Genomic DNA, 10,180 nt, shown 5'->3' on the forward strand with positions numbered 1-10,180 from the left:
ATCGTCGGACAAACGGCGCAGCGCCCTTGATCATCATGCGGACCGTGATCGGCGCTGACCGATCACGCCCGGCGCCTCGAACCGCGAGGCTCTCTCTGGAATCGCTCAACTCCAGTTGTACGGAACGAGGATCGACGCGGTCCGCTCCGCTATCTCGGTATGGCGATGTCGAATCGCATCGCTCAGCGTGACCTAGGCGGGCCCGTTGGATGAACGGAGCGGGCCATCCCATTAGTCGATGAGATAGACCTCGACCCGACGGTTCTTGCTCCGACCCTCCGCCGTCGCATTGTTGGCGATGGGACGCGCGGAGCCGATGCCTTCCGCGCTCAGTCGCTCGGCCGCCACGCCACGATCGCTCAGGGCCTGTTTGACCGCCTCGGCGCGCTGACGCGACAGGGTCAGGTTCAAGTCGTCGCCTCCAAGACTGTCGGTGTGGCCCTCGATACGCACGGACAAGGCCGCTTGCTCGGACAGAAGCGCGGCGATCCGATCCAGGCTCGCCAGCTTGGTCTCGGGCAACGTCGCCTTGCCGGCGGGGAAACTCAGCTCGGCCTCGGCCAGACGCACCAAGAGCCCTCGGTCCGTATAGGTTCCGTTCAATTCGGCGAAGCCCGCCTGGAGCGCGCGCAGTTGGGCCAGTTCGGCCGCGAGATCCTGACCTCCCGCGGCCTCCTCGGATCGCGCCTGGCTCCTCGCCTCGTTCAGTTCGGTCTCAAGCGCCTGAATACGCGCGGTGGCCGACGCGAGGGCCTCGATATCGGCTGGGCTGGGCTCGGCCGTCGCGGGCACCGCCGGTTCCGGGCGCGTCTCGGCGGACGCCAGCCTGGCGTTCGCCTCGGCCAGTTGCTCGCGCAGCGCAGCCTGGGTCTGCTCGGCCCGCGCGCGCGCCTCTTCCAGACTGGACTCCAGTGACTGGATCCGGGTGCCGGCATCCGCGAGTTGGGACGATTCCTCGTCCAATCGGGCGGCGGCCGTTCGCGCGGCCTCCAGGCCGCTTTCGGCGGTAGCCAGCCGCGCCTCGCGCTCGCTCAGGCTGTCCTTGAGCGCGGCGATGGCGGCCTCGTGCTGTTTCTGCAGGGCCGTGCGAACCTCCCGCTCCGTCAACAGTCGGGAGTTGAGGTCGTCGAGCCGGGCCTGGATGTCGGGTTCCTGGTCCGTCTCCGCGACGGACTGGTCCTCCTCAAGCGCGCGCTCAAGCTCGGCCTGCGTCTCGGCGAGCCGCGCGCGCGTGGCTTCGTGCTCCGCTTGCAGAGACGCCAGCGCGGCCTTGGCCCCGGCGAGTTCGTCGGAGACCTCCTGGGTCAGCGCGGCGCGGCTCTCGGTCGAGGGCAGAATCCCCATCTCGGTGGCCGTCTTCAGCAGATCGGCGTCGCCGGGCGAGGTGCGGGCCAGGGTCACCCGTTCGTTGATGTGGCGCTCCAGATCCGCGACGCGCGCCTGATGCTCGGTAACCGCGTCGGCGATGGCCTCATGCACCTTGTCGAGATCCGCCCGCAGAACCTGAGTCGTGGCCTGCTCGGCCTGGTAGAGGGATTGGGTCTCCGCGAGGGTCGCGGCGATCCCATCCTTTTCGGCGGCGACCTCCGCGGTCTTGCCCTGCTCGGCCGCGAGTGCCGCTGCGTGCTCGGCCTTGAGGCCCTCCAGATCCTGTCCGAGACCGCTTCTCGCCTGCTCAAGGGACTCGATCTGGCTGGCCAGGTCTTGCCGTTCGGCCCGATGCCGCTCCTTGAGCGCTTGGATCTCGACGCCGAGGGCGCTCCGCCCCTCCTCCGACGCCAACCGCCGCGCGTCCATCTCCTTGAGTTGTCGGTTCGATTCGGCGATCAAGGCATCCTTACCGGCGAGCTGGGCATAGAGCCGGTCGTCATACCACTCGTAAAGGACATAGACGCCGACCAGGGCGAACAACAGGAAGAACGCGAGCATCTTGCAGGACGACGTACTGGGCGAAACGCTGGATTCGGACATCCTCATCTCCATTGGCTGGTTGTTCTAGGCGCTCGTGTCTCGCCAGCGGGCGGCACGAGGTTGGCCGATTATCCAGCATTTACGGGGCCGATCCTAGAAAGGACGGCCCTCCAGGACGGACGCCGCCCCGCGAGAAGGACGCGCGCCGTCCAGGCTCAACCCATGACCGCGAGCCGTGACTGCTGGGCGATCTCCAGTTCCTCGTTGGTGGGGATGACCAGCACCTTGACCTCGCCCGAGGCGGAGCTGATACGGCGCTCCCCGCGCGAGGCCCGCGAGTCGTTGGCCTCGGCGTCCAGGGTGATGCCCAGTCGCTCCAGTCCCTCGCACGCGCGGCGGCGGATCTCGGCCGAGTTCTCGCCGATCCCGCCGGTGAAAACGATGGCGTCGACCCGTCCCAGCTCGGCGTAATAGGCGCCGATGTATTTCTTGAGCCGATGGGTGGTGAGGCCGATCGCCAGCTCGGCGCGCTCGTCGCCTGCGGCGGCGAGCTGATCGATCTCGCGCATGTCATTGACGCCGCACAGACCCACGAGGCCGCTCTGGCGGTTGAAGAGCCGGTCGAGCGCGTCGGCGTCGAAGCCCAGATGCTTGCAGAGATAGATGAGCACCGCCGGGTCGATGTCGCCACTGCGCGTGCCCATGACCAGCCCTTCCAGGGGGGTCAGACCCATGGAGGTGTCGATGCATTGACCCGCGCGGATCGCGGTCGCGCTGGCGCCGTTGCCCAGGTGCAGGGTGATGAGGTTGCACTGATCGAGCGGCTTGCCCAGCATGGCCGCCGCGCGCTTGGCCACGTAATGGTGCGAGGTGCCGTGGAAGCCGTAGCGACGGATCCGATGCTCGCTGTAGAACGATTCCGGGATCGCGTACCGGTAGGCGGTCGGCGGCATGGTCTGATGGAAGGCGGTATCGAAGACCACGACCGATGGGACGCTGGGGAAGAGCGCGCGCGCGACCTCGATGCCGGCCAGATGTCCCGGATTGTGCAGCGGCGCGAGCGGGATCACCTCGCGGATCGCGGCCACCACCGAGTCATCCACGATCGCCGGATGCTTGAAGCGGGCGCCACCGTGCACGACCCGATGACCGATGGCCGCCAGCTCGGCCACGTCGGTCAGCACGCCGCTTTCCCTGAGCGAGCGGATGATACGGTCGATACCGGCCTGGTGGGTCGGGATCGGCAGCGACTCCTGACTGGAGTGGGACGCGCCCTGGTCGTCGAGCCAGTTGAGCTTGATCTCGCCCTCGGCCTCGCCGATGCGCGCCACCAGCCCGGAGGCGATGGCCACCCAGTCCTGGTCGCGAAAAAGCTGGTACTTGATCGACGAGCTACCGGAATTCAGTACCAGTACCTTCATTGCGAACTCTCCTCGTTGGCGGCGCGGGTCTCGCCCTGGGCCTGGATGGCGGTGATGGCGACGGTGTTGACGATGTCGGTCACGGTACAGCCCCGACTCAGATCGTTGACCGGCTTGTTCAAGCCTTGCAGCACCGGGCCGATGGCGAGCGCGCCGGAGCTGCGCTGCACCGCCTTGTAGGTGTTGTTGCCGGTGTTGAGGTCCGGGAAGATGAGCACGCTGGCATGCCCGGCCACCTCGCTGTCGGGCATCTTGGAGCGGCCGATCTCGATGTCCACGGCCGCGTCGTACTGGATCGGCCCCTCCACCTTGAGGTCCGGGCGGCGCTCGCGCACGAGACGCACCGCCTCGCGCACCCGCTCCACGTCCTCGCCCTTGCCGGAGCTGCCGCTCGAATAGGAAAGCATGGCGATGCGCGGCTCGATCCCGAAAATGGCGGCGGTGGCCGCCGAGCTGATGGCGATGTCGGCCAGTTCCTCGGAATCGGGATTCGGATTCACCGCGCAGTCGCCATAGACCAGCACCCGATCGGGCAGGCACATGAAGAAGACGCTGGAAACCAGCTTGACGCCGGGCTTGGTCTTGACCGTCTCGAAGGAGGGCCGGATGGTGTGCTGGGTGGTATGCATGGCGCCCGAAACCATACCGTCGGCGTCATTGTGGTACACCATCAGGGTGCCGAAATAGCTGACGTCCTGCAGGACGTCATAGGCCATCTGCTCGGACATCCCCTTGTGCTTGCGCAGCTCGTAATAGGTTCGGGCATAGCGCTCGCGCTCGGGCGAGGTCGCCGGGTCGACGAGGCGAACGTTGTCGAGCTTGAGACCCAGCTCGCCGGCGCGGCGGCGGATCCGCTCGGGATTGCCGAGCAGGGTCAGATCCGCGACCTGACGCAGCGAGAGGATCTCGGCCGCGCGCAGGATGCGTTCGTCGCCGCCCTCGGGCAGTACGATGCGCTGACGCCTGGATTTGGCGCGACGGATGAGTTCGTACTCGAACATCAGCGGCGTGATGCGGTCCGAATGACGCACCGAGATACGCCCGCGCAGTTCCTCGATGTCCACATGTCCCTCGAACACGCCCAGCGCGGCGGCGATCTTGCGTTCGTCCTCCGGCAGAATGCTCGCCTCGATGCGGCTGACGTTCATGGCCGTGGCGAAGGTATCCTGCGGAACCTGGAGAATCGAGACCTTGGTCCGGCGCAGGCCCTCGATCAGGCGCTGGACCTTCTCGGCCGGTCGTAATCCACCGGTGAGCAGCAGCCCGGCCACGCGCGGAAAGGCCGAGGAGGCATCCGCCGCGAGACTGGCGAGGATGATGTCGGAGCGGTCGCCGGGGGTGATGATGAGACAACCGTCCTCGATGTAGCCGAGAAAATCCGGGATCTCCATGGCCGCGATCTTGTAATTGGTGACCACCTGATGAAGGGCGTCGCCATCGCCGCACAGACAATCGGCGCCCAGCGCCTGCCGTATCTCGCCCACGGTCGGCATGCCGAGCGCCGGTCGGGCCGGAAGCACGTAGACGGTCTCGGTCTCGCTGAGCAGATCGCGGACACGTTCCTTCACCGTTTCCACGTCCTCCGGGGCGACGCCATTGACGACGCTCGCCAGAAAATCGGCTCCGCGCTCGCGCATCAGCTCATGGGTGATGTGCAGGGCGTCCCAGGCATCCTGGGGGCCGCGGCCGAAACCCTTGACCACGGCCACCAGACTGCATCCAAAATTGTTCGCCAGATCGACATTGAAGCCGAATTCCAGCGAGGGGATGAGACCGTTGTAGTCGGTGCCCGCGCACACCACCAGATCGCAACGCTCCTCAAGCATCTTGAACTTGTTCATGATGAGCTTGAGCAGTTCGTCGTAATGGCCGCTGCCGATGAGCTGACGGGCGGTCTCGACGCTACAGCCGTAGAGCATCTCGGACGGAAAGGGCAGATCGTAGCGGGCGCGGATCAGGGCCGTGAGGTTGTCCGGCTCCCCGTCCTTGGGCGCGAAGGGGCGAAAGAAGCCCACCTTGCGATTCACGGCCGACAGCATCTCCATGAACCCAAGTACGACGACGGATTTACCACTGCCAGCGCCGGCACCGGCGATATAGATGCTTTGCATGCTTAAAACTCACTTCGGAAATGGACGGTCGGCGCGGACGGCCGGAATGCTGCACTGCGCAAAAATACCAGATAATGGCAACGAAGGTGGTACGGTGTGGTGACATAGCCGATGGATCCGCCGCGCGCGGACCGCCAGAGGCGTGGGCCTGGCGCTCGGGCGAGAGGTCACGACGCGGGGGCGAGTCGGGAACTCCATCCAGCGGCCAAAGCCTAAGGCCAGGATTAGCGAACCCCATCGACAGGGCCGACGCCCGCGAGTCCTGGGTTGGTGCCAGGCGCGCCTAGAGAGACGCCTCGGGACCGCCCCGAACGCCTGACATCGAATGCAACCGGCTCATCGAGGCCGCTCACTATAAGGTCATTCCTCCGTGTGGCACATCGCCCTGTTCATTCTCGCCTCGCTGACGTTCGGATTCGCCAATGTTTGCGCGCAAGGCTCGGGCGGTGCCTCGCCCGCCCCTGCCCCGGTGATGGTTTCCGACGTCAGGCTGGAACCCCTGAGCGAACGGGTCGAGGCCCTCGGGACGCTCACGGCCAATGAGTCGGTCGCCATCACATCCCGGGTGACGGAGACCATCTCGGCCGTGCATTTCGAGGATGGTCAACGGGTGCGCACGGGCGATCTCCTGGTCGAGATGACCAGCGCCGAGGAGCAGGCCCTGCTGGAGGAGGCGAAAGTCCGGGCCGGCGAGGCCGAACGTCAGTACAACCGGGTCAAGGCGCTGGTGGCACAGCGCTCGGCCTCGGAGTCACTGCTCGACGAGCGCAAGCGTGACCTGGACACGACCCGCGCCCTGCTGACCGCGCTCGAATCGCGCGTGGCGGACCGTCGCATCAAAGCCCCCTTCGATGGCGTGCTGGGTCTGCGCGACATCAGCCGGGGCGCGCTGGTCGAGCCCGGCGACCTCATCACGACGCTGGACGACGACCGTCTGATGAAGCTCGATTTCGCCGTCCCCAGTGTCTATCTCAATGCGCTCGAGCCAGGGCTCGGGATCGAGGCCAGGAGCGCGGCCTTCGAAGGCCGGGTCTTCAAGGGCGTGGTGCGCGGGGTGGACAGCCGCATCGACCCCGTCACGCGCTCGGTCCAGGTGCGCGCCATCATCCCCAATCCAGAGGCCGCCCTGAAGCCGGGGCTGCTGATGCGCGTGGTGGTGCGGCTCAATCCGCGCGAGGGGCTGGTGGTTCCCGAGGCGGCGATCCTGCATGGCGCGCGCGACCATTTCGTCATGCGCGTGATCGAGGACAAAGGCGCTCTCACGGCGGAGCGCCGCCAGATCCAGATCGGCTCCCGCTCGCCGGGTTGGGTGGAGGTGCTCTCCGAGCTGGCCCCAGGGGATCGCGTCATCACCGATGGCGGCGACAAGGTCCGACCCGGCCAGCCGCTCAGGATCCTGGCGGTTCAGGACGGCCCCCGCGACCTTAGCGCCATGACGGAGCCCAAGCCTTGATCCTGTCGGACATTTCAATCACCCGCCCGGTTCTGGCCAGCGTTCTCTCGCTGCTCCTGGTGGCGTTCGGCCTGGTGTCCTTCGACCGACTGCCCCTGCGTCAGTATCCGGATACCGACCCGCCCGTGGTATCGGTCGAGACCCTCTATCGGGGCGCGGCGGCGGCGGTGGTGGAAAGCCGCGTCACTCAGATCATCGAGGAGCGGATCGCCGGCGTCGCGGGCATTCGCACCGTCGAATCGACCAGCGAGGATGGCCGCTCCCAGATCACGGTCGAATTCAATATCGACCGCGACATCGACGGCGCGGCCAACGACATCCGCGACCGGGTCTCGGCGGTCATGGACCAACTGCCGAGCGAGGCCGAGCCGCCCGAGATCCAGAAGGTGGACAGCAACGAGGACGTCATCCTCTGGCTCAACCTCTCCAGCGAGCGCCTGACGGTTCCGGAGCTGTCCGATTACGCGCGCCGCTATCTGGTCGACCGCTTCTCGGTGCTCGACGGGGTGGCCAGGGTGCGGGTCGGCGGCAATCAGGTGTTCGCCATGCGGATCTGGCTGGATCGCAACGCGCTGGCCGCGCGCGATCTCACGGTGGCGGACGTGGAGGACGCGCTGCGCTCCGAGAATCTGGAGCTGCCGGCGGGCGGGGTCGAGTCCATCGACCGTCAGTTCAGCGTCCGCGTCAATCGCGCCTTCGGCACGGCGGAAGACTTCGCGCGACTGGTCCTGGCGCGAGGTGAGGACGGCTATCTGGTCCGTCTGGGCGATGTCGCGCGTGTCGAGCGTGGCACCGAGGAGGACCGCACCTTCTTCCGGGGCAATGGAATGCCCATGGTCGGCATCGGCATCATCAAGCAGTCCACCGCCAACACCATCGCCGTCGCGGACGCGGCCAAGGCCGAGATGGAGCGGATCGGCCCTTCGCTGCCGGAGGGGATGCGGATGAGCCAGAGCTATGACACCTCGGTCTTCGTCAAAGGCGCCATCGAGGAGGTCTACAAGACGCTCGCCATCGCCATCGCCCTGGTGATCCTGGTGATCTTTCTCTTCCTGGGAAGCATCCGGGCGACCCTGGTGCCGGCGGTCACGGTGCCGGTGTCGATCGTGGCCACCTTCACGGTCCTGCTGATGCTCGGGTTTTCGATCAACATCCTGACCCTGCTGGCACTGGTGCTCGCGATCGGACTGGTGGTGGACGATGCCATCGTGGTGCTGGAAAACATCCACCGCCGGATGGAGGAATACGGAGAAACGCGACTGGTCGCCGCCTATCGCGGCACCCGTCAGGTCGGCTTCGCGGTGATCGCGACCACCGTCGTGATCGCCGCCGTCTTCATCCCGATCGCCTTCCTGCAAGGCGATCTCGGGCGACTGTTCGCCGAGTTCGCCCTGACCATGACCGCCGCCGTGGTCTTCTCCGCCTTCGTGGCCCTGTCGCTCTCACCCATGCTGGCCTCCCAAATCCTGCCGCCGACCCACGGCGGCGACAAGGGTAGCGGTGGACTCTCGGGAACCATCGATCGCCTCTTCGCACGGATACGTCGCGGCTATGGCCGCGCCCTGGGCCTGCTGCTGCGCCAGCCCTGGATCGTGCTGCTCTCCCTGGTCGGCACACTGGGGGCCGCCGTCTGGCTGTTCGACCAGATCCCGAGCGAATACACCCCCAAGGAGGATCGCGGCGCCTTCTTCATCCTGATCAACGGACCCGAGGGCGCCTCGCACGCCTACATGAAGACCTACATGAACGAGGTCGAACGGCGTCTCATGCCCTACACGGAAAGCGGAGAGGCCATCCGTCTACTGGTGCGCACGCCAAGATCCTTCTCCAACACGGCGACCTTCAATACCGGCATGGCCATTATCGTCCTGAACGAATATACCCTGCGGCGCTCGGCCTGGGTCATCATGGACGAGATTCGCGCCAAACTCGGCGACCTCCCCGGCGTCCGGGCCATTCCGATCATGCGCCAGGGCTTCGGCGCGCGCACCCAGAAACCCGTGCAGTTCGTCCTGGGCGGCGGAACCTACGAGGAACTGGTCGCCTGGCGCGATACCCTGCTGGCCGAGATCGAAAAGGACAATCCCGGACTCACGGGCATCGATTGGGACTACAAGGAGACCAAGCCCCAGATCCAGGTCGAGATCGACTACGATCGCGCGGCCGACCTGGGCGTGACCGTCGGCGATATCGGACGCACGCTGGAGACCATGCTCGGCTCGCGCAAGGTCACCACCTATCTGGACCAGGGCGAGGAGTACGACGTCATCCTGGAGGGAGAGCGTTCCGAGCAGCGCACCCCGGCCAGCCTGGAGAACATCTATGTCCGCTCCGCGCGCAGCGACGCGCTGATCCCGCTCGCCAGCCTCGCGAGGCTGTTCGAGGCGGCCGACTCGCCGAGTCTGAACCGTTTCAACCGTATCCGCGCCATCACCATCGAGGCCAACCTCGCCGACGGACTGGCGCTCGGGGACGCGCTCGGCTATCTGGAGGACAAGGCGCGCGCGCATCTGCCCGACCGTGTCCAGATCGACTACAAGGGCCAAAGCCGGGATTTCCGCTCCAGCGGCGAGGGTGTGCTCTTCGTCTTCATCCTCGGCCTCATCGTCGTCTATCTGGTCCTGGCGGCTCAGTTCGAGAGCTGGATCCACCCGCTGATCATCATGCTCACGGTCCCGCTCGCCATGGCCGGGGCGCTGTTCGGGCTCTGGATCAGCGATCAGAGCCTGAACATCTTCAGCCAGATCGGGTTGGTGATGCTGGTGGGGCTGGCGGCCAAGAACGGCATCCTGATCGTCGAATTCGCCAATCAACTGCGCGACCAGGGGCAGGAATTCCGCGCCGCGCTCCTGCACGCCAGCGATGTCCGGCTGCGTCCGATCCTCATGACCGGCATCACCACGGCGGCGGGCTCCATCCCGCTTCTGATGTCGAGCGGCGCGGGGGCCGAGACGCGCGCGGTGATCGGCACCGTGATCCTGGCCGGGGTACTGGCCGCGACCATCTTCACCCTGTTCGTGGTGCCGGTGGCCTATGATCAACTGGCGCGGCGCACCCAGTCGCCCGGCGCGGTCAAACGTCGTCTGGAGTGCGAGCTGGAATCCACTTGAGCCATCAGGAAGCGGGCTCAGAATCCTCACCGGGACACCACCATCGGTCGCTCGCTCGGACCCACCGGCAACATGGGCTGGCGCTGTCCCGACTGCCAACGGCTGTTGATCGATCATTCGCGGATGGTGCGACCAAGCCGCACACAGGGATGATGGACGCCGATCGGGAGGGAG

The 10,180-nt window shown here is 66.3% G+C and carries 5 protein-coding genes; 2 read left to right on the top strand and 3 right to left on the bottom strand.

Going from position 1 to position 10,180, the window contains the following annotated elements; all coding sequences use genetic code 11:
- Window positions 1-231: 231 nt before the first annotated feature.
- The 3 genes from CKO27_RS15745 to pta form a co-directional block, all read right to left on the bottom strand.
- The gene (locus CKO27_RS15745) at window positions 232-1,971 is read right to left on the bottom strand and encodes an OmpA family protein (protein ID WP_200375858.1); all 1,740 of its coding nucleotides are present in this window, start codon (window positions 1,969-1,971) and stop codon (window positions 232-234) included.
- 155 nt (window positions 1,972-2,126) lie between these two features.
- Complete coding sequence (locus CKO27_RS15750) at window positions 2,127-3,332, bottom strand: acetate/propionate family kinase (protein WP_200375859.1); 1,206 nt, start codon at window positions 3,330-3,332, stop codon at window positions 2,127-2,129.
- The gene (gene pta, locus CKO27_RS15755) at window positions 3,329-5,443 is read right to left on the bottom strand and encodes a phosphate acetyltransferase (protein WP_200375860.1); all 2,115 of its coding nucleotides are present in this window, start codon (window positions 5,441-5,443) and stop codon (window positions 3,329-3,331) included. Before pta ends, CKO27_RS15750 begins: the two co-directional genes overlap by 4 nt.
- Window positions 5,444-5,813: 370 nt before the next feature.
- Between pta and CKO27_RS15760 the strand changes: the two genes are divergently transcribed.
- Together CKO27_RS15760 and CKO27_RS15765 are read left to right on the top strand one after the other, a co-directional pair.
- Window positions 5,814-6,896, top strand: a complete 1,083-nt coding sequence (locus CKO27_RS15760; protein ID WP_338116068.1) for an efflux RND transporter periplasmic adaptor subunit — start codon at window positions 5,814-5,816, stop codon at window positions 6,894-6,896.
- The gene (locus tag CKO27_RS15765) at window positions 6,893-10,006 is read left to right on the top strand and encodes an efflux RND transporter permease subunit (protein WP_200375861.1); all 3,114 of its coding nucleotides are present in this window, start codon (window positions 6,893-6,895) and stop codon (window positions 10,004-10,006) included. Before CKO27_RS15760 ends, CKO27_RS15765 begins: the two co-directional genes overlap by 4 nt.
- Window positions 10,007-10,180 lie beyond the last annotated feature (174 nt).

Origin of the sequence: Thiocystis violacea (assembly GCF_016583575.1) — a bacterium.
GTDB classification, from domain to species: domain Bacteria; phylum Pseudomonadota; class Gammaproteobacteria; order Chromatiales; family Chromatiaceae; genus Thiocystis; species Thiocystis violacea.